This is a genomic window from Dellaglioa carnosa, assembly GCF_026948345.1.
Lineage (GTDB): Bacteria > Bacillota > Bacilli > Lactobacillales > Lactobacillaceae > Dellaglioa > Dellaglioa algida.
The window spans coordinates 48,156-67,086 of record NZ_JANXLI010000005.1 but is presented as its reverse complement, the minus strand read 5'-3'; the positions used below and the strand labels follow the sequence as shown (position 1 = coordinate 67,086).

The window sequence follows — 18,931 nt, the reverse complement described above, 5'->3', positions numbered from 1 at the left end:
AAAGAGTCGATAAAATCGGCTCTTTTTAGTTTACTTATTTAATTGTGAATGTATCCGAACGAGCGTCCAGCACCTCAGGACCATCCTGACGTCCGACGATAACCGTATTGACGCAGTCTAAGAATAACCCTTGTTCAACAACGCCAACTTGTTTTGCTAAGTAATCTTGTAGGCCAGTTGGGTCAGTTATTTCACCTAAATGTAAATCAATAACAAAGTTTTTAGAATCAGTTAAGACGTTTTCTCCATCAACAGTTCTAAACTCAGGATTGAGTCCTTTAGCTGCTAATTTCTTAAATAATTGGTGGCTACCATAAGGAATTACTTCAACAGGAAGAGGGAACTTACCTAAAGTATGAACCATTTTACTTTCATCAACAATCCACATGTTTTTTGTTGAATTAATGGCAACAATTTTTTCAAATAAATGAGCAGCACCGCCACCTTTAATACCTTGGAAGTGGTCATCAATTTCGTCCGCACCATCGATGGTTAAATCAATATGATCAACTTCATCAACTGATTTAACCGGGATACCTAATGATTTTGCTTGTTCTTCAGTCCTAATTGATGTTGAGACGCCAACAATAGATAAATTCTCATCTTTAACGCGTTTGCCTAATGCATCTACCATAAATTTGACGGTAGATCCTGTACCAAGTCCAACCACCATGCCATCTTCAATAAACTCAACAGCTTTTTGTCCAACTAATTTCTTTAAATCGTCTTGATTCATTTGAGTCACGCTCCTTATTTTTGTTTAGGTGTGTAAATTAATTCAGAAAGTGCAGGATGTTCACTAAAATAAAATTTTGTGTAGGGACATAAGGGTAGAATCGTTTGCTTTTTTTCAATAACTTGATTAATTAAGTACTCAGTTAATGATTTTGCGATACCTTGATTGCGATGATTGTCTTCCACCCAGGTATGCTCAACGGCTATCGCTTGATTGTCATTGATGATTGTAAAACTAATTCTGCCAATTAACTGCTTATTGTCGTCATATCCACGTAAATCGTTTTCATTTAGTTCGAAAGTCATCTAAACACCTCACCTTTAAATATGATTATACCATTAAAAAACACCCAAAAACTAGCCAATTATGTCATGAATGGGGTAAGATAAAAGGTAAACAGATTATGAGGACATTTAAATGAAAACTAGAGGTTTTGAAATTGTTACTAAGTATGCGGATGATGTTAGTTTACCCGTAAGATCAACTAAATCTTCGGCAGGGTATGATTTAGCTGCGGCCGAAGATTTTGTGTTGCCTTCTATTTGGAAGAGCGGCTTCTTAAAAGTACTATGGTTAATTCGACATGGTAAGACTGTGAATGAAGATGAATTGACTCAGGCAAATAAGATTTTGAAACCCTATTTGATTCCTACGGGAATTAAAGCATATATGCAAGATAACGAATTTTTATTATTGGCTAATCGTTCGAGTAGTCCTTTAAAACGTGGGTTAATTCTACCAAACGGAATTGGTGTAATTGATTCTGATTACTATAATAATCAGAACAATGAAGGTGAAATTTTTATTCAGATAGTTAATTTTAGTTTGAAAGACCAAATTGTTAAAAAAGGTGATCGCGTAGGACAAGGGATTTTTATGCCCTACTTAACGGTTGATGATGAGAAAGTAACATCAACAAAACGAGTTGGCGGATTCGGTTCGTCTGGTAAATAGTTATTATAGAATGTTTAAGAATTTCGGCCAAAATCACGAGTGGTATTTTATGTGATAAAATATTAATAATAGAATGATAATAAGTAGGTGGGGAAATCTAAATGGCAAAAATAAAAACGCAATTTGTATGTCAGAACTGTGGCTACACCTCACCAAAATATTTAGGACGTTGTCCTAATTGTGGTGAGTGGAACACAATGGTTGAAGAGCGCGAACAATCGCAAAAGGCAGATCGTAAGGCTCGTGTCAGTTTTAATGGAAACTCTGTTAAACCAGAATTGTTAGATGATGTCTCAATGGCAGAACAAGAACGTGTTGAAACTGACTTAGGTGAGTTAAATCGTGTTCTTGGTGGTGGTGTCGTCCCTGGATCATTAGTTTTAATTGGTGGTGATCCTGGAATTGGTAAATCAACGCTACTTTTACAGGTTTCTGGTCAGTTAAGCCAAACTGGTGGGACTGTTTTATACGTGTCCGGTGAGGAGAGCGCTGTTCAAATTAAAATGCGTGCACAACGACTTGGCGTTGGAGGTAAGAAATTTTACCTCTACCCTGAAACTGATATGGGTAATATTCGTCAAAATATCGAAACGTTGAATCCTGACTATGTCGTTATTGATTCGATTCAAACAATGCAAGAACCAGAAATGTCCGCGGCAGTTGGAAGTGTTTCACAAATTCGTGAAGTAACAGCTGAGTTGTTGCAAATTGCTAAAACTAATGGCATTACGATTTTTATCGTAGGGCATGTTACAAAAGGTGGCACTATTGCTGGGCCTAAGATTTTAGAGCATATGGTTGATACAGTGCTTTATTTTGAAGGGGATATGCACCATACATTCCGTATTTTACGTGCAGTTAAAAATCGGTTTGGTTCAACAAATGAAATTGGTATTTTTGATATGCGTGAGGGCGGATTATTTGAAGTTGCTAATCCGTCAGAAATTTTCTTGGAGGAACGCTTAGACGGTGCAACTGGGTCGGCAATCGTGGTCTCTATGGAAGGAACCAGACCAATTTTAGTTGAGGTTCAAGCATTGATTACGCCAACCGTCTATGGAACAGCCAAACGCACTACGACTGGACTTGACCATAATCGTGTCTCATTAATAATGGCGGTACTTGAAAAACGCGCGAGTTTATTGTTACAAAATCAGGATGCGTATCTTAAAGCGGCCGGTGGTGTAAAATTAGATGAACCAGCGATTGATTTGGCCATTGCCGTTAGTATTGCATCAAGTTATCGAGACAAAGAAACAGATCCTGCGGATAGTTTTGTGGGCGAAATTGGACTAACTGGCGAAATTAGACGTGTAAATCGGATTGAACAACGCGTTGCTGAAGCCCAAAAATTGGGATTTAAGCGTATTTTTATTCCTAAAAATAATTTATCAGGATGGACACCGCCTAAAGGGATTGAAGTGGTCGGTGTGGCAACTCTAAGTGAAGCACTTAAAGTTGTGTTTAACTAGAAAGGAGGACTTATTAATGCGTAGAAATATTATTAAAGGTGTGGTTGCATTGATTGGTGGTGGGATAGGCGTTAGTTTATTGCCGCTTTTTTGGAAGATAGTCTCGGTTTCAACGATTGGTTGGTTGAATAATGCCGTTGTTAACTTTTTAGTAGGTGTTGCTTTAGCTCTTATTGTATCTTTTTTCTTAATTACACCGCTAGAAAAATTATTAGCTAATATTGAAAGTTATTTAACAAAGCAAAGTCCAATGATGTTATTAACGGCAAGTGTCTCAACGATTGTGGGAATGGTTATTGCAGTTTTGGTATCAACACCATTTTATCGTTCAGAAATTTGGTTATTAAATACTATTGTGCCTGTGCTTTTACTTTTCCTATTAGGGTACTTTGGATTTGTTATCGGAACTAATCGTTTAGAAGACTGGCGTAAGTTATTTACATCAAAAAATAAGAAAAGTGACGTCGTTGAAAACAATATACTGGAACGTAATGCTAACGATAATTATCACGAATATAAAATTTTAGATACAAATATCTTAATTGATGGTCGTATTTATGATTTGATTAAAACGGGGTTTATCGAAGGAACGCTGTTGGTACCCAATTTTGTTTTATACGAGTTACAGTATATTGCTGATTCGGCAGATAGTATCAAACGCGTCCGTGGTCGACGTGGGTTAGACATTTTAAATAAACTTCAAGATGAAAAAATTATGCCGATTGAAATGTACGAGGGTGATTTTGAAGAAATTGATGAAGTAGATAGTAAGTTAATTAAATTGGCTAAAACAATTGATGGCGTTATTGTAACTAACGATTTTAATTTAAATAAAGTTAGTGAATTCCAAAATGTACAAATTTTGAATGTCAATGCGCTAGCTAAATCACTGAAACCACGTGTTATTCCTGGTGAACAACTACGGGTAATGGTCATTAAAAATGGTTCTGAACGCCAACAAGGTATTGCTTACTTAGATGATGGAACGATGGTTGTTGTTGAAGAAGGAAAGTATTTCCTTAACAAAACGATTGATGTTGTTGTCACAAGTGCGCTACAAACAGATGCCGGAAGAATGATATTTGCAAAACCGTTACATTCAATGAAAAAAATAAACGACAAGAAATAAGGTCAATACTAAGATTATTGGCTTTATTTTTTATGTAATTCATTGTAAACTAGATTAGTTGAATAAAGCCTTAAATAAACGATTTCAATCGTAATAGACAAATACAGAAAAAAGAAAGAGGCGTCATCATGGCTAAAAATAAAATTCGTGTCAGATATGCACCAAGTCCAACTGGACATTTACACATCGGAAATGCGCGTACAGCGTTATTTAATTATCTATTTGCAAGAAGTCAAAAAGGAACTTTTGTTATTCGAATTGAAGATACGGATACAAAAAGAAATATTGCTGACGGTGAACGCAGTCAATTAGACAACTTGAAATGGTTAGGGATGGATTGGGATGAAGGTCCCGATAAACCAGGAGATTTTGGACCATATCGTCAATCAGAACGTAAAGAAATCTATTTACCATTGATTCAAGAACTAGTGGATAAAGATTTAGCTTATGAATCATACAAAACTGAAGATGAACTTGAAGCAAATCGTGATGCGCAAAAAGCACGTAACGAAATGCCTCATTATGAATATGAATATGCTGGTATGTCTGATGAAGAGATAGCCGCTAAGATTGCTGAATCAAAAGCTGCTGGATTAACACCAGTCATCCGTTTCCGTGTCCCAGCAAACAAAAAATATGAATTTAACGATATTGTTAAAGGCGATATTACTTTCGATTCTAATACTATCGGTGGTGATTTTGTGATTCAAAAACGTGATGGTATGCCAACTTATAACTTCGCCGTTGTTGTTGATGATCACTTGATGGAAATCACGCACGTTCTTCGTGGTGATGATCATATTGCCAATACACCAAAACAATTAATGATTTATGAAGCATTCGGTTGGGATGCACCGGTCTTTGGTCATATGACGTTAATTATTAACACAGAAACAGGTAAAAAATTAAGTAAACGTGACGAAAACGTCTTACAGTTCATTGAACAATATCGTGAATTAGGTTACTTACCAGAAGCCATGGTAAACTTTATTACCCTATTAGGTTGGTCACCAGTTGGCGAAAGTGAAATCTTCTCTCGTCAAGAATTAGTTAAGATGTTTGATCCTAAACGTTTAAGTAAATCACCAGCCTCATTTGATGGTAAAAAATTGGAATGGATTAACAACCAATACATTAAGACGGCTGATGAAGATAAAGTGATGGATCTGGCTTTACGTCAATTAATTCAAGATGGTAAAATTGAAGCTGATCCAAGTGCTGAAAGAATTGAATGGGCTCGTAAATTAATTAGTCTTTACAAACAACAAATGTCTTACACGGGTCAAATTACCGAAATGGCTGAAGTCTTCTTGAGCGAACCACCTGTTCTTGATGACGAAGCTAAGGCAGAATTGGCTGTTGAAACGGCACCAACTGTCTTAAAAGAATTTGCCGAACGCATCAAGGCGATTGATATTTTTGATGCTGTTGAAATTCAAGCAACCATTAAATCAATTCAAAAAGATACGAAGATTAAAGGCCGTCAATTATACATGCCTATCCGTATCGCAACGACACGTGAGATGCACGGACCAGAATTACCAGCATCTATTGAATTACTTGGCCGCGAAAAAGCATTGGCTCATTTAAATAAAACGTTAGAAGAAATGAATACAAAATAATTTTTGATAAGAGAGAGTAGCAACTGGATGTTTTTCAGAAAGTTTTCGGTGATGTGAGAAAACAAGCATTGGTTGTGAAGTGCCTCTTTGAGATGCTATGATGAACAGAGTAATGATAGTCGTGTAATGAACGTTAACTCATTAACTAGGTACGGGTAATCGTATCTACAGGAGTGGGTAACGTTCAAGACGTCTTTTATAGGTATATAAAAGACGTCTTTTTTTAACAAAATATTAAATAGTGGGTGATGAAATGATTTCAATATACAATACATTAACGAATCAAAAAGAAGTATTTAAACCGCTTGTGCCTCAACAAGTTAGCATGTATGTCTGTGGCCCAACTGTTTATAATTATATTCATATTGGTAACGCGCGAAGTGCAATTGCATTTGATACAATTCGTCGATACTTCGAATATCGTCAGTTTAAAGTTAATTACGTCTCTAATTTTACGGATGTTGACGATAAAATGATTAAAGCGGCTAAAGAAAATCATATTACGGTTCAACAATTAGCCGATAAATTTATCGCTGCCTTTATGGAAGATACAAAAGCTTTAGCAATTGAACCCGCAACTAAAAACCCAAAAGCAACGGAAAATATTGCTGATATTATTCAATTTATTTCAAATTTAATTGCTAAGGGTTACGCTTATGAATCAGACGGGGATGTTTATTTTAGAACCCGTAAATCTGCCGATTACGGAAAATTATCTGATCAAAATATTGATGAGTTAGAGCAGGGTGCAAGTCAGCATGTTGACACCGAAGAAACGGCCCGTAAAGAAGATGTGATTGATTTTGCACTTTGGAAGTCAGTAAGAAATGATGAGCTTTCATGGGAGTCACCATTTGGTAAAGGTCGTCCGGGTTGGCACATTGAATGTTCAGTTATGGCAACGAAATATTTGGGACCAACAATTGATATTCATGGTGGCGGACAAGATTTAATGTTCCCCCACCATGAAAATGAAATTGCGCAAAGTGAAGCCGAAACTGGTCAAAAGTTTGCTAACTATTGGATGCATAATGGGTTTGTAACCATTGGTGAAGATGACGAAAAGATGAGTAAATCGTTGGGCAATTTTGTCACAGTTCATGATATGATTAAAGAAGTTGATCCGCAAGTGGTTCGATTCTTTATGGCAACGACGCATTACCGACACCCCATTCAATACAGTCAAACAAATATTGAAGAAGCAACGAATAACTTGAATAAGTTAAAAACGGCTTTTGATAATTTGAATTACCGGTTAAAAGATGCTGTTGTTGGTTCAAATCAAGAAGTGGAAGCTCAAATTACTGAAAGTTTAGCTAAATTTGAGAGTGTCATGGATGAAGATTTCAATGCGCAAAACGGGATTGCTGTTGTGTATGATATGGCTAAAAAAATGAATGTTTATTCTGAAACTGGCCAGGTGGAACTTGATTCAATCAATCATTTATTAGAAACATTTAAGAGTATGACGGCAGTTTTTGGTCTTTCGTTTGATCAAACAACTGAAGATTTAGGCGCTAGAGTTGAAGAATTAATTGCACAACGTTTAGAAGCTAAGAAGCAAAAGGACTTCCAAAAAAGTGATGATATTCGGGATCAACTTGCGGCTGAAGGTATCATTTTAGAAGATACGCTACAAGGAACGAGATGGAGAAAAGACTAATGGAAAAAAATGCAGATTATCAACAAATGAATGGAATTGCATTGGCCTACATGGGCGATGGTATTTATGAAGTTTTTGTACGTAAACACTTGCTTGTTCAAGGATTAACAAGGCCGACACAATTGCATCATCAGGCGACGCATTATGTATCAGCAAAGGCACAAGCATTTTTAATCGATAAAATGACGGAAAATGACATTTTAACTGAAGAAGAAGTCGATTACTTTAAACGTGGTCGTAATGCTAAAAGTCATACTTCAGCTAAAAATACATCGGTCATAACGTATCGTATTTCGACTGGATTTGAAGCATTATTTGGCTACTTATTTTTAAGTAATCAAAATGATAGATTAGCCGAATTGGCAAAATGGTGCATTGACACCGTTGAAAAGGAGAATTTAAATGGGACAACCAAGAAGTAGTGAAGAGGCTGGCGATTTTATTATTGGCCGTCACCCCGTAGAAGCTGCATTAAAGAGTAATCAATCAATTAATAAATTATTTATACAATCTGGATTGAAATCGGATGTTTTAAGTGGGATTGAACAAATGGCAAAGAAGAAGGGTATTATCACGCAACTAGTACCCAAGAGTAAATTAGATTTATTATCAGATCAACAAAATCATCAAGGTGTTATCGTTGCCGTTGCCGCATTTGAGTATGCAACGATTGATGATCTTTTTAAAAGTGCTGCTGATAAAGATGAACCACCGTTCTTCCTTATTCTAGACAATGTTGAGGATCCTCATAATTTAGGCTCAATCATGAGAACAGCTGATGCTGCTGGGGTACATGGGATTATTATTCCAAAACGCCGTGCAGTTGGGTTAACATCAACAGTGGCTAAGACGTCAACGGGCGCAATTGAATATATGCCGGTTGCTCGTGTTACTAACCTAGTAAATACCGTTAATGAATTAAAGAAAGCCGGATTATGGGTTTTTGGAACGGATATGGATGGACAAGATTATCGTGAGTGGGATGCCAAAGGACCTACGGCGCTTGTGATTGGTAATGAAGGAAAGGGAATTTCACCATTATTGAAAAAAGCATGTGATGGAATGTTAACTATCCCAATGATTGGACACGTTCAAAGTTTAAATGCTAGTGTCGCAGCCAGTTTGCTTATTTATCAAGGATTTACTTCAAGAGGTAAATAATAATGAAAAAACAAATTTTAGTTGTGGATGCTTACAATATGATTGGTAATTGGCCAGAATTAAATCGATTAAAACAATCTGAACGGCTTGATGAAGCACGTGATTTATTGCTGCACAAACTATCGAATTACCACAAACAAATTGATTCACGGCTAATCGTTGTTTTTGACGCAATGTACGTTCCGGGACTATCAAAAAGCTATATAAAATATGGGCTGGAGATTATTTGGACGGCAGAAGGCCAAACGGCAGATAGTTATATCGAAGCAATGATTGGTGAGTTACAGACAAAGTTAACGCAAGTAACTGTTGCCACCAGCGACCAGGCAGAGCAATGGACAATTTTTTCACAAGGTGCATTGAGAATTCCAGCTTGGGAATTATACAAAGATATTAATGAGTCAAAAAAAGAAGTGGCGCAACAAGCAAAGCAGTACCAAACTGAAGCTTTAGTTAGACGTTCACCCTGGAATGCTAAACAGTTGGATAATTTAGCTAAATTACGTGATGATCTGTCTGGTAAATAACCGACTGTTGTAATTGGGCGATATGTTTGTTATATTGAAAAACGGAGACCCGGATATGGAGAGTCTACTTGTTAGATGAAACTTACCGGAGTACTGAAAAAGAAACTGATTTTCAATTAATTTGTCAAATCAAATTAGGGGCAGAACATAAATTTGAACCGTTATTTGAACGCTATCGGCCAATGGTCTATTGTGTTATTCGCAAATACTATTTAAAATTATGGGATACAGAAGATTTTTTACAAGAGGCCAGGGCGGTTTGTTTTAGAGCGTTGAATAATTATCGACCGGACAAAGGTATCACGTTCGGGCAATATTTTAAAACGAGTTTATCAAATTGCATTTTTAGCTTAATTCGTAAAGAATCTGCGGCTAAAAGACTATCTGATGTTAACTCACATTCTTTAGAATGTTATGAAGAAACGTATGGTGAATGTGAACGACCAGCGTTTTATTGTGAATTGTTAGCAGATGATAGGTTGATCCTTCAAGAAAAGTTAAACGCTTTTGAATTGAAATTATCGGAATTTGAAAGAAGTACTTTTGTTTTACTTTATTATCAAATGAAAACACCGGAGGAAATTACGCTTGTTTTAGATTGTGACATAAAGAAAGTGTCAGGAGCTATCTCAAGATGTAAGAGTAAACTGGGATTATTCTTTAAAGAAAATCGATAATTTGAAAAGAAAGAAAAGAGGGTGGTTCCTTTTTTCTTTCTTTTAATGTAAAATGAGAGTATTCTTTAGAAATGTTGGTTGAAGCTAGCAATAGTTAGCTCTACATTAAGGAGAAACGGTTATGGCACAAAGAAAAGTAGCATTGGCTTGTATTGTTTGTGGCTCACGTAACTATATTGTGGCCGCAAAACCGAGCAGAACTGAACGTTTAGAAGTTAATAAATTTTGTAAATACTGTAATAAACATACGTTACATCGCGAAACAAAATAGGGGGATAAATCATGAGAAAAATTAATGCATTTCTTAAAAGTGTCATTGTAGAAATCAAAGCAACCACTTGGCCAACGGGTAAGGAACTACGTCGAGACACAACAACAGTTGTCGTAACTGCTATTATGTTTGCGATTTTCTTCTGGATCGTTGACTCGGGTGCTTCCGCATTCTTAACCCTATTTTCATAGAAAAATAGCTATTTAACTGATATTTTGATATAATGACACGAGTGAGAAAACTTCGTTGATGCGGAGTTTTTTTTGTTTGAGAAAAATGAACCCGATAATTTAAGGAGAGATATATATAATGGAATCAATCGAAAAAAGCTGGTATGTCCTACATACCTACTCTGGTTACGAAAATAAAGTTAAAACAAATATTGAATCACGTGCACAATCAATGGGAATGGAAGATTTTATTTTCCGCGTAGTTGTTCCTGAAGAAGAAGAACGTGAAGTCAAAAATGGTAAAGAAAAAACAGACATGAAAAAAACATTCCCTGGATACGTTTTGGTTGAAATGGGTATGTCAGATGAATCATGGTATGTTGTTCGTAATACACCAGGCGTAACTGGTTTCGTTGGTTCTCACGGTGCCGGAAGTAAACCAGCACCATTATTACCTGAAGAAGTAGAATTAATTCTCCGTCGTTTGGGTATGAGTGCTCGTCATCAAGAATTAGATATTGAAATTGGCGAATCTGTCACAATCGTTGAAGGTGCATTTGCCAATCTTGTGGGTAAGGTAACTGAAATTGATAACGAAAAACTAAAACTTAAAGTTAATATTGATATGTTTGGTCGTGAAACAAGTACTGAATTGAACTTTGACCAAGTGGATAAATTATTAGGTTAAAGTAATGATTTACAAAATAGAAGGTGATTTAAGTGACTAAGAGACTCTTAAAGATGGGGCTATTAGGTCTGGGCGCTGGCGCAAGTTTCATCGTTGGCAACAAGTTCAGACGTTATGGACACGTTTCAATCGATGCATCTGATCCCATTGTACCCAGTGATAAAATGATACCAACATTATTTATTCACGGATATGGGGGTAATCGGCTCTCCTTTGGACCGATGATTAGCCGATTTGAACGTGATGGGTACGGTCGAAAAGACATGGTAATTATTGTTGATATCGATGGTAGTTTACACGTTGAAGGTCAATTGAGATCAGCGCAGCCATTTATTCAAATATTATTTAAAAATGATATTGCTTCTGTTGAAAAGCAGAGTGCATGGTTGTACCACATTATGCAATTCTTATTTGGTGCATATGGCATTAAACAAGTTGATTTTGTGGGTCATTCTATGGGTGGGGTCAGCATATTACGTTACTTAACGGAATGCAGGGATGCGCTTGATGCGCCAGTAGTGGCACATGCTATTTCAATTGGTGCGCCCTATAATGATCATAACGTGGCACAAACGACGCCACAAATTGAAGATTTACTTTTAACGGATGCTGGTCCAATAGAAACCACGCCCTTATATCGTTATTTTGAAAAAACGATGCGCCATCTGCCAAAAAACTTGCAATTCCTAAATATTGCGGGTGATTTAAAAGATGGCAATGATGGGGCAGTTTCTGTTAATAGTGCGTTATCACTTCGATATTTGGTTCAAAATCAGCTTAACTATCACGAACTTATTGTGAGCGGTCGAAAGGCAGCACATAGATTATTACACGAAAATCAACGAGTTGATGATTCAATTTACACATTTTTATGGAAAAAACATAAATAAGATTGCGTGGAACCCATCTAGGTGTTATATTATATAAGTATGTTCTGCATACAGTGGGAGGAGAAATTTATATCTCCATTTACCACGCACGGACTTTACAAGGAGGTATGTCACGTGGCTAAAACAGTAGCAAACGTCGTTAAATTACAAATTCCAGCAGGGAAAGCAACTCCTGCTCCACCGGTTGGTCCTGCATTAGGACAAGCTGGTATTAATATTATGGGCTTTACAAAGGAATTCAATGCACGTACAGCTGACCAAGCTGGTATGTTGATTCCCGTTGTAATTAGTGTTTACGAAGATCGTTCATTCGATTTCGTTACAAAAACACCACCCGCAGCAGTTCTTTTAAAGAAAGCTGCAGGCGTTGAAAGTGGTTCTGGCGAACCTAACACTAAAAAAGTTGCAACAGTAACTAGTGCTCAAGTTCAACAAATCGCTGAAACTAAAATGCAAGATCTAAACGCTTCAGATGTTGAATCTGCAATGCGCATGATCGAAGGAACTGCACGAAGCATGGGATTCGTTGTAGAAGGTTAATTCCTACACTACAAACACGCTTCTCGGTCGGATACTCTATGAAAGTAGATGTATCAAGTGGGAGGTTTATCCGTTAGACCACATATTGCAAGGAGGAAAATTCAAGATGGCTAAAAAAGGTAAAAACTATCAAGACGCACTAAAACAAGTTGAAGAAGGTAAAAACTATTCAATCGCTGATGCAATCGCATTAGCTAAGAAAATGGATTTTGCTAAGTTTGATGCAACAATCGAACTTGCTTACAACTTAAACTTAGATACAAAACAAGCAGACCAACAATTACGTGGGGCTGTTGTACTTCCAAATGGTACTGGTAAAGACCAAACGGTTGTTGTATTCGCTAAAGGCGATAAAGCTAAAGCTGCACTTGCAGCCGGCGCTGACGTTGTTGGTGATGATGACTTGGTTGAACGTATTTCTGGTGGCTGGTTAGACTTTGATGTTGCTATTGCAACACCAGATATGATGGCTCAAGTTGGACGTTTAGGCCGTGTCTTAGGACCTAAAGGCTTAATGCCTAACCCTAAAACAGGTACTGTTACAATGGACGTTGAAAAAGCAGTTTCAGAATCTAAAGCCGGCAAGGTAACTTACCGTACTGATAGAGATGGAAATGTTCATGTTCCAATTGGTAAAGTATCATTTGATGATGCTGCATTAATTGGTAACTTTGATGTTATTAACGATGTTATTGTTAAAGCTCGCCCATCATCAGTTAAGGGTGGCTACATCAAACATTTATCTGTTGCAACAACATTTGGTCCAAGCTTAAACTTGGCTCAAAACTAATATTAGATAATTAAATTTCTTTAGTTGACCCATAAATCTAACTGTGTTAAATTTATGGAAGTCAATTAATTTATGATTCTACCGAAGACTCAGGTGGCGTAAGCCTTAATTTTCCTGCCGAGGAGTGAAGTTCTACTCTCTCTGTGTCTTGGTGGACACGGAGTTTTTTTATTGTAAAAAAGCTCTGACACGACTACAGGAGGTGAATCAATTATGAGTAAAGAATTTATCGCACAAAAAGCATTAATCGTGGATGAAATAACTGAAAAATTCAACAATGCTGCATCTGCAGTTGTTGTGGATTACCGTGGTTTAACGGTTGAACAAGTGACTGCATTACGTAAGGAATTACGCGAAGCAGGCGTTGAAATGAAGGTTATTAAAAACAAGATTTTAGTACGTGCTGCTGAAAAAGCAGGGTATGAAGGTATGGAAGAAGTATTTTCTGGACCTACTGCAGTTGCATTTTCTAGCGAAGATGTTGTTGCACCTGCACGTATTATTGCTACTTTTGCTAAAACTGCTGAAGCACTTAGCATTAAAGGTGGCGTCATCGAAGGTAAAGTTGCAACGTTAGAAGAAATTAACGCTCTTGCTACATTACCAAGTCGTGATGGCTTACTTTCAATGTTACTTTCAGTATTACAAGCACCTGTTCGCAACGTTGCTTATGCGCTTAACGCTGTTGCAGAAAGCAAGGACGAAGAACCTGCTGCTTAATACTTAGCATTTATGATCGGTACCTAACGGTACAAACAAAATCGTACACATAAAATGGAGGATACACACATGTCATTAGATACAGAAAAAATCATTGCTGATTTAAAAGAAGCAAGCATTTTAGATTTAAACGACTTAGTTAAAGCAATCGAAGAAGAATTCGGTGTTTCAGCTGCTGCTCCTGTAGCTGCTGCTGGCGCTGCTGCCGGCGAAGCTGCTGGTGAAAAGTCAGAATTTACTGTTGAATTAACAGAAGCTGGCGACCAAAAAGTTAAAGCTATCAAAGCCGTTCGCGAAATTACAGGTTTAGGCCTTAAAGACGCTAAAGGTTTAGTTGATAACATTCCATCTGTTATTAAAGAAGGAATTGCTAAAGACGAAGCTGAAGCAATGAAAGCTACTTTAGAAGCTGTTGGTGCTGTAGTTACTCTTAAATAATTTAATTATTTTTGAATAGATTTTAGCCTAAGGCTACCCCATTTTGGGTTAGTTTTAGGCTATTTTTTTACAAAAAAATAGCCTAAAGTGGTACAAATGTGGTACGGTAAAAAGCATGAAGGAATTGATTAGTATTTCAGGGGGAGGACTTTATAATGAATAAGCGAAAAGTTACTCTATACATTGCAATGAGCTTAGATGGTTATATTGCGGATGAAGATGGGTCAATTGATTTTTTGAATCTACACGATTCAGAGTTAGATGGGACATCACAAAGTGATTTTGAAGATTTTTACGCCGAAGTGGACACCGTTGTAATGGGTAGTAAAACATATCAACAGGTTGTAATGGAATTAGCACCGGAAGACTATCCTTATTCGAATGTAATATCATATGTATCAACCTCACAAAGTATAAAAGTTCAGGAAAAAAATGTTCACCTTGTGAATGAGCCAGTTGACGCATTAGTGAAACGTCTTCGTGAAGCACCGGGACAATCAATTTGGATTGTGGGTGGATCTAGTGTAGTGACACCACTCATTACGGCCAATTTGATTGATGAATATATTTTAACAACCATCCCGGTTATCTTGGGTAATGGTATTCCATTATTTCATGCACAGGAGAAGTGGCTCGAATTAGTTCCAATTGAAACCAATTTGAAAAATGGGTATATTCAAAGTGTCTATCATAAAGGGAATCCTTCAAAAGGTATTGATAGAAAATAAATATGATTTATTGTTTCTTAGTTTCATACAGATGAAAAAAGCCGTTATTGAATAATGGCTTTTTCTTTTTGGCTAAAATCAAAAAGTACTTATTAACGACAATCATTGTAGAGTAAAATAATTTGGTTATCTTAATAAAGCGTGATACAGTATTTAAATGGTCGTTAGAACGAGATAGATAAAAAAATAACCTTATAACTGGAAAAAGGAAACTGATTAAAATATAATAAAGTATAGAGGGGAAAAACTATGGATAAAAAAAGATTAGAAGCGTTTACGGATGCGATAGTTGCTATTGTCGTGACTATCTTGATATTAGAGTTTAAGTCGCCGTCAAAACCAGATATTCGATTAGTTTTAGAAGAGTGGCAAAGTTTTGCCATCTACACAATCAGTTTCTTACTGATATTCACAGTTTGGTACGATCATCATGGACTATTCAAAATAGCTAAACGTGTTGATAAGCGAGCCTACTGGGCCAATGCATTCTGGTTATTTTGGTTATCAATTATACCGTACGCCACATCATTTTCAGGCAAATTTCCAAATTATCGTGGTGCTTCATTACTATATTTAGGTGTGTTATTCATGTGGACAATTAGTTATATCATATTGTCTAAGACACTTATAAGAATTAATCCTGAAATGACAAGCCAATTGAGACAGATTGGCTTTCTTAACGGTAGAGATCTAATTGTATTTGAAGGAACCTTAATATCAGGATTTATCATTAGTTTTTTTGTACCTATCTTTACATGGATCGCGTTGATTCTATTAACGATATGGACGGTATTTTTTAACAGAGGCTATGTGAAAGAACCAGGATCATAGATTTGTATACTTCGGGGGGAGCATACGTAACCAATAATAAGTCGGGGGATTTAAAGAATGAAGAAAATAATTAGTACAGGTAACGAATTTATTAAAAAAAGATTAACGGCTATTAAGCTTTTATTTATTTTATCAGTTTTAATTTTTGTTATTATTGAAGTTGGTCGAATTTTTAAAGATATCAATGGTGATCAGGTTCGACAAAGTCTTGAATCTCAATCTACTGCATCAATTTTATTAATGTTGGTAATAGGATTTATCGCTGTTCTTCCCATGATGGTTTACGATTTTGTCATGGTTAAATTTTTACCGGAGAAATATTCGTGGCGTTACATTCTTCAAAGTGGTTGGATTACTAATACAATAACCAATATCGCAGGATTTGGTGGTTTATTGGGTGCCTCACTTAGAGCAAACTTTTACAGTAAAAATGCGTCAAAAAAACAAGTTCTATTTGCTATTTCAAAAATCGCACTATTCCTAGTTGCTGGTCTATCTCTGTACTGTTGGGTTTCTTTAGCTATGATTTTTGGCTTAAATATTGGACCACAATTTGGTCAATATTGGGTATGGTTATTGTTAGGTGGATTATATTTCCCAATCGTGTTTATTATTACAAAAACTAAAGATTCAGAATTTTTTGCTGACTTAACACTTGGACGCGAATTAACCTTAATCCTCGGGTCGTCTTTAGAGTGGGGATCCGCCGGATTATTTTTCATTTATATTGGATTTATGATGAATGTGGATACATCTAGTTTAGTTGCCGTTTTCCCGTTATTTATTATCGCATCAATAATTGGTGTTGTATCAATGATTCCGGGTGGATTAGGTTCGTTTGATGTCTTCATGATATTAGGCCTTCAAACGTTAGGTGTACTTAACAGTACTGCCGTTATCTGGTTGTTATTCTATCGATTGTTTTACTATATCTTCCCATTTTTAGTCGGAGTAGCTTTATTTATTAAGGATTCTGGGAGCCGAATTAATGAGTATCTAAAAGGGTTACCTGTCATGGTACTTAGTCGAGTTGCGCACCTTATTCTTGTATTATTTTTCTATGTGACAGGGGTTGTCCTTTTATTGGCTTCAACGGTTCCAGAATTTACGTACGCTAATCCTATTATCAGACAATTATATCCATATACGTTCTACTTTATTCATCAAATGAGTAATATTTTCTTGGCCTTCTTAATGATTGGAATTGGTCGTGGAATTGAATCTAAGGTAAAACGTGCCTACTGGCCGATGGTTATTTTTGTGGTAATGGGAATTATTAACACTCTTTGGCATGATTTTTCGATTAGTTTACTTATCTTCTTATCTATCATCCTAATTTGCGCACTTTTATCTAAGCCAATATTCTATCGCGAAAGATTCGAATATTCATGGGGTCGTTTATTAATTGATGGAAGTATCTTTGCCGGAACGTTTATTTTATACACGATTGTTGGATTCTTTAATATGCCTGAATTTCACTATTCAGGTAAAGTACCAGATGTTTTCTTATTTCCATCAGAGAAAATATGGTTATCTGGATTTTTAGGGTTACTTTTGGCAGTGGTCATCCTATGGATTACGTTTACGTATCTATCTCGTAAGGATAAACGTTTTTGCGAACAAGAATTCCCAGCTGATCGCGTTAAAAATGTGATTGATACTTATGGTGGTAATGAGGTTAGTCACCTTGCTTACTTAAGAGATAAAAATGTGTATTTCTATCAGAATGAAGGTCAAGATGAGGTCTTTTTCCTTTATCAAAAGAAATCAAATAAATTAGTTGTTATGGGTGAACCAGTCGGTAACCCTGAATTTATTCGCGCTGCAATTGATAAATTTATTGTTGATGCAGATGTTGAAGGAATGGAATTAGTTTTTTATGAAGTTGATGCTCAATTGACAATGATGTTACATGAAGTTGGATTTGATTTTATTAAAACGGGTGAAGAAGGTTTCGTGAGGGTTGCCGAGATAGAGTTAGCTGGTAAAAAACGACGTTCTGAGCGTGCTTTAATGAACAAATTTGAACGAGAACATTATACATTTGCGATGATTGAACCGCCTTATTCAAAAGAAACGATTCAAGAATTAAAAGATATTTCAGATAGTTGGCTTAAAGGTCAATCTGAAAAAGGATTCTCTTTAGGATTCTTTGATGAATATTATCTAAATCAAGCACCAATCGCTGTTATTAACGATGCTGAGGGGCACAAAGTTGCCTTCGCAACAATGATGCCAACCGGAAATCACGAGGTCTTATCGATTGATTTAATGCGATATAACAGAGAAACGGCTCCTTCTGGTATCATGGATAAAATTTTCATTAGTTTATTCCAACAGGCAAAGGAAGATGGGTACGAATTCTTTGATATGGGTATGGCGCCATTGTCAAATGTTGGTGCATCTAAATTTAGTTTTATTGAAGAAAAAACGGCTCATCTAATCTATGAATATGGATACCGATTCTATGGATTCCAGGGATTAAAGAAATACAAAGATAAGTACGTAACCGAATGGCATCCAAAATACATTTCATTTAGAAAACGTAGTTCAATTGCATTTACGTTACTACAAATTTTAGCAGTTGTTAATCAAAAGCGTGTTTCAAGTAAAAAAGCGAAAACGCCTATCTTTATTTTGAAAAACTTCTTAAGAAATTCTAGGTAAATAATAAAAGCACCGAATCATATTTACATGATTCGGTGCTTTTTTACGATAAATTCAATAAAATCTAGTGAATTAATAAACTGAGATAGAAGTACGTCCGATAAATCTACTAAGATTGTTAAACATAAAAAATATCTATAAAAATTATTTAATCGTTAAATAATAGCATTACAGATTTCCCACGTTAACCAAGCGATAATTGTCTTTTAAAAGCCCTTGGATATTGAGATTTATGATAGCTAATGTGTAAGTTTGAT

22 protein-coding genes and 1 other annotated feature are annotated in these 18,931 nt (G+C 36.1%); of the genes, 20 read left to right on the top strand and 2 right to left on the bottom strand.

What is annotated here, in order from left to right:
* Window positions 1–34: 34 nt before the first annotated feature.
* Window positions 35–736, bottom strand: coding sequence for a ribose-5-phosphate isomerase RpiA (gene rpiA / locus N0K80_RS06390; RefSeq protein WP_269024138.1), 702 nt, complete (start codon window positions 734–736; stop codon window positions 35–37).
* Between the two features lie 14 nt (window positions 737–750).
* Entirely contained in the window at window positions 751–1,041 is a 291-nt protein-coding gene (locus tag N0K80_RS06385; protein ID WP_269024139.1) for a GNAT family N-acetyltransferase, read from the bottom strand.
* A gap of 112 nt (window positions 1,042–1,153) precedes the next feature.
* On the opposite strand from N0K80_RS06385, the gene N0K80_RS06380 reads away from it, so the two are divergent.
* The 20 genes from N0K80_RS06380 to mprF all read left to right on the top strand — a co-directional run bounded on the left by N0K80_RS06380 (window position 1,154) and on the right by mprF (window position 18,674).
* Window positions 1,154–1,690, top strand: coding sequence for a dCTP deaminase/dUTPase family protein (locus N0K80_RS06380; RefSeq protein ID WP_269024140.1), 537 nt, complete (start codon window positions 1,154–1,156; stop codon window positions 1,688–1,690).
* Window positions 1,691–1,791: 101 nt separating this feature from the next.
* The gene (gene radA / locus N0K80_RS06375; RefSeq protein ID WP_269024141.1) at window positions 1,792–3,162 is read left to right on the top strand and encodes a DNA repair protein RadA; all 1,371 of its coding nucleotides are present in this window, start codon (window positions 1,792–1,794) and stop codon (window positions 3,160–3,162) included.
* Between the two features lie 16 nt (window positions 3,163–3,178).
* The gene (locus tag N0K80_RS06370) at window positions 3,179–4,291 is read left to right on the top strand and encodes a PIN/TRAM domain-containing protein (RefSeq protein ID WP_146342914.1); all 1,113 of its coding nucleotides are present in this window, start codon (window positions 3,179–3,181) and stop codon (window positions 4,289–4,291) included.
* Window positions 4,292–4,419: 128 nt separating this feature from the next.
* On the top strand, window positions 4,420–5,913 hold the full coding sequence (gene gltX, locus N0K80_RS06365; protein WP_269024142.1) for a glutamate--tRNA ligase: 1,494 nt from the start codon (window positions 4,420–4,422) through the stop codon (window positions 5,911–5,913).
* Window positions 5,914–6,166: 253 nt separating this feature from the next.
* On the top strand, window positions 6,167–7,576 hold the full coding sequence (gene cysS, locus N0K80_RS06360) for a cysteine--tRNA ligase (RefSeq protein WP_269024143.1): 1,410 nt from the start codon (window positions 6,167–6,169) through the stop codon (window positions 7,574–7,576).
* On the top strand, window positions 7,576–7,998 hold the full coding sequence (locus N0K80_RS06355; protein ID WP_083478966.1) for a Mini-ribonuclease 3: 423 nt from the start codon (window positions 7,576–7,578) through the stop codon (window positions 7,996–7,998). Before cysS ends, N0K80_RS06355 begins: the two co-directional genes overlap by 1 nt.
* A complete protein-coding gene (gene rlmB / locus N0K80_RS06350) occupies window positions 7,979–8,737 on the top strand; it encodes a 23S rRNA (guanosine(2251)-2'-O)-methyltransferase RlmB (protein WP_057974228.1) in 759 nt (252 codons plus the stop codon). The genes N0K80_RS06355 and rlmB overlap by 20 nt, the downstream gene beginning before the upstream one ends.
* Window positions 8,738–8,739: 2 nt before the next feature.
* On the top strand, window positions 8,740–9,264 hold the full coding sequence (locus N0K80_RS06345) for an NYN domain-containing protein (RefSeq protein ID WP_112251143.1): 525 nt from the start codon (window positions 8,740–8,742) through the stop codon (window positions 9,262–9,264).
* Between the two features lie 68 nt (window positions 9,265–9,332).
* A complete protein-coding gene (locus tag N0K80_RS06340; protein WP_146342911.1) occupies window positions 9,333–9,941 on the top strand; it encodes an RNA polymerase sigma factor in 609 nt (202 codons plus the stop codon).
* A gap of 121 nt (window positions 9,942–10,062) precedes the next feature.
* Window positions 10,063–10,212 (top strand): 50S ribosomal protein L33, encoded by a 150-nt coding sequence (gene rpmG, locus N0K80_RS06335; RefSeq protein WP_057974231.1) that lies wholly within the window; start codon window positions 10,063–10,065, stop codon window positions 10,210–10,212.
* An 11-nt stretch (window positions 10,213–10,223) separates the two neighbouring features.
* Entirely contained in the window at window positions 10,224–10,403 is a 180-nt protein-coding gene (gene secE, locus N0K80_RS06330; protein WP_057974232.1) for a preprotein translocase subunit SecE, read from the top strand.
* A 115-nt stretch (window positions 10,404–10,518) separates the two neighbouring features.
* Window positions 10,519–11,070: a transcription termination/antitermination protein NusG gene (nusG, locus tag N0K80_RS06325; RefSeq protein ID WP_057974233.1), complete on the top strand. Its 552-nt coding sequence runs from the start codon at window positions 10,519–10,521 to the stop codon at window positions 11,068–11,070.
* A gap of 32 nt (window positions 11,071–11,102) precedes the next feature.
* Window positions 11,103–11,960: an alpha/beta hydrolase gene (locus N0K80_RS06320; RefSeq protein ID WP_146744986.1), complete on the top strand. Its 858-nt coding sequence runs from the start codon at window positions 11,103–11,105 to the stop codon at window positions 11,958–11,960.
* Between the two features lie 114 nt (window positions 11,961–12,074).
* On the top strand, window positions 12,075–12,500 hold the full coding sequence (gene rplK, locus N0K80_RS06315) for a 50S ribosomal protein L11 (protein WP_057974235.1): 426 nt from the start codon (window positions 12,075–12,077) through the stop codon (window positions 12,498–12,500).
* Between the two features lie 106 nt (window positions 12,501–12,606).
* Window positions 12,607–13,290 (top strand): 50S ribosomal protein L1, encoded by a 684-nt coding sequence (rplA, locus tag N0K80_RS06310; protein WP_057974236.1) that lies wholly within the window; start codon window positions 12,607–12,609, stop codon window positions 13,288–13,290.
* Window positions 13,291–13,353: 63 nt separating this feature from the next.
* Window positions 13,354–13,469, top strand: a sequence feature (ribosomal protein L10 leader region).
* A gap of 34 nt (window positions 13,470–13,503) precedes the next feature.
* The gene (gene rplJ / locus N0K80_RS06305; RefSeq protein WP_057974237.1) at window positions 13,504–14,010 is read left to right on the top strand and encodes a 50S ribosomal protein L10; all 507 of its coding nucleotides are present in this window, start codon (window positions 13,504–13,506) and stop codon (window positions 14,008–14,010) included.
* Window positions 14,011–14,079: 69 nt separating this feature from the next.
* On the top strand, window positions 14,080–14,448 hold the full coding sequence (gene rplL / locus N0K80_RS06300) for a 50S ribosomal protein L7/L12 (protein WP_057974238.1): 369 nt from the start codon (window positions 14,080–14,082) through the stop codon (window positions 14,446–14,448).
* A gap of 155 nt (window positions 14,449–14,603) precedes the next feature.
* On the top strand, window positions 14,604–15,176 hold the full coding sequence (locus N0K80_RS06295; protein ID WP_269024144.1) for a dihydrofolate reductase family protein: 573 nt from the start codon (window positions 14,604–14,606) through the stop codon (window positions 15,174–15,176).
* A 249-nt stretch (window positions 15,177–15,425) separates the two neighbouring features.
* Window positions 15,426–16,007 carry a TMEM175 family protein gene (locus N0K80_RS06290; protein ID WP_186726297.1) on the top strand — a complete coding sequence of 194 codons (582 nt, stop codon included), beginning with the start codon at window positions 15,426–15,428 and terminating at the stop codon, window positions 16,005–16,007.
* A gap of 57 nt (window positions 16,008–16,064) precedes the next feature.
* Entirely contained in the window at window positions 16,065–18,674 is a 2,610-nt protein-coding gene (mprF, locus tag N0K80_RS06285; RefSeq protein WP_269008294.1) for a bifunctional lysylphosphatidylglycerol flippase/synthetase MprF, read from the top strand.
* The last annotated feature ends 257 nt before the right edge of the window (window positions 18,675–18,931 follow it).

Excerpts from the sequence above, each read along its gene's own strand:
- mprF (WP_269008294.1), top strand. The coding sequence starts at position 16,065 with ATGAAGAAAATAATTAGTACAGGTAACGAATTTATTAAAAAAAGATTA.
- cysS (WP_269024143.1), top strand. The coding sequence starts at position 6,167 with ATGATTTCAATATACAATACATTAACGAATCAAAAAGAAGTATTTAAA.
- gltX (WP_269024142.1), top strand. The coding sequence starts at position 4,420 with ATGGCTAAAAATAAAATTCGTGTCAGATATGCACCAAGTCCAACTGGA.
- N0K80_RS06345 (WP_112251143.1), top strand. The coding sequence starts at position 8,740 with ATGAAAAAACAAATTTTAGTTGTGGATGCTTACAATATGATTGGTAAT.
- N0K80_RS06355 (WP_083478966.1), top strand. The coding sequence starts at position 7,576 with ATGGAAAAAAATGCAGATTATCAACAAATGAATGGAATTGCATTGGCC.
- N0K80_RS06370 (WP_146342914.1), top strand. The coding sequence starts at position 3,179 with ATGCGTAGAAATATTATTAAAGGTGTGGTTGCATTGATTGGTGGTGGG.
- rplJ (WP_057974237.1), top strand. The coding sequence starts at position 13,504 with ATGAGTAAAGAATTTATCGCACAAAAAGCATTAATCGTGGATGAAATA.
- rpmG (WP_057974231.1), top strand. The coding sequence starts at position 10,063 with ATGGCACAAAGAAAAGTAGCATTGGCTTGTATTGTTTGTGGCTCACGT.
- N0K80_RS06290 (WP_186726297.1), top strand. The coding sequence starts at position 15,426 with ATGGATAAAAAAAGATTAGAAGCGTTTACGGATGCGATAGTTGCTATT.
- radA (WP_269024141.1), top strand. The coding sequence starts at position 1,792 with ATGGCAAAAATAAAAACGCAATTTGTATGTCAGAACTGTGGCTACACC.
- rplL (WP_057974238.1), top strand. The coding sequence starts at position 14,080 with ATGTCATTAGATACAGAAAAAATCATTGCTGATTTAAAAGAAGCAAGC.
- N0K80_RS06385 (WP_269024139.1), bottom strand. The coding sequence starts at position 1,041 with ATGACTTTCGAACTAAATGAAAACGATTTACGTGGATATGACGACAAT.
- N0K80_RS06295 (WP_269024144.1), top strand. The coding sequence starts at position 14,604 with ATGAATAAGCGAAAAGTTACTCTATACATTGCAATGAGCTTAGATGGT.
- N0K80_RS06380 (WP_269024140.1), top strand. The coding sequence starts at position 1,154 with ATGAAAACTAGAGGTTTTGAAATTGTTACTAAGTATGCGGATGATGTT.
- rlmB (WP_057974228.1), top strand. The coding sequence starts at position 7,979 with ATGGGACAACCAAGAAGTAGTGAAGAGGCTGGCGATTTTATTATTGGC.
- rpiA (WP_269024138.1), bottom strand. The coding sequence starts at position 736 with ATGAATCAAGACGATTTAAAGAAATTAGTTGGACAAAAAGCTGTTGAG.
- secE (WP_057974232.1), top strand. The coding sequence starts at position 10,224 with ATGAGAAAAATTAATGCATTTCTTAAAAGTGTCATTGTAGAAATCAAA.
- rplA (WP_057974236.1), top strand. The coding sequence starts at position 12,607 with ATGGCTAAAAAAGGTAAAAACTATCAAGACGCACTAAAACAAGTTGAA.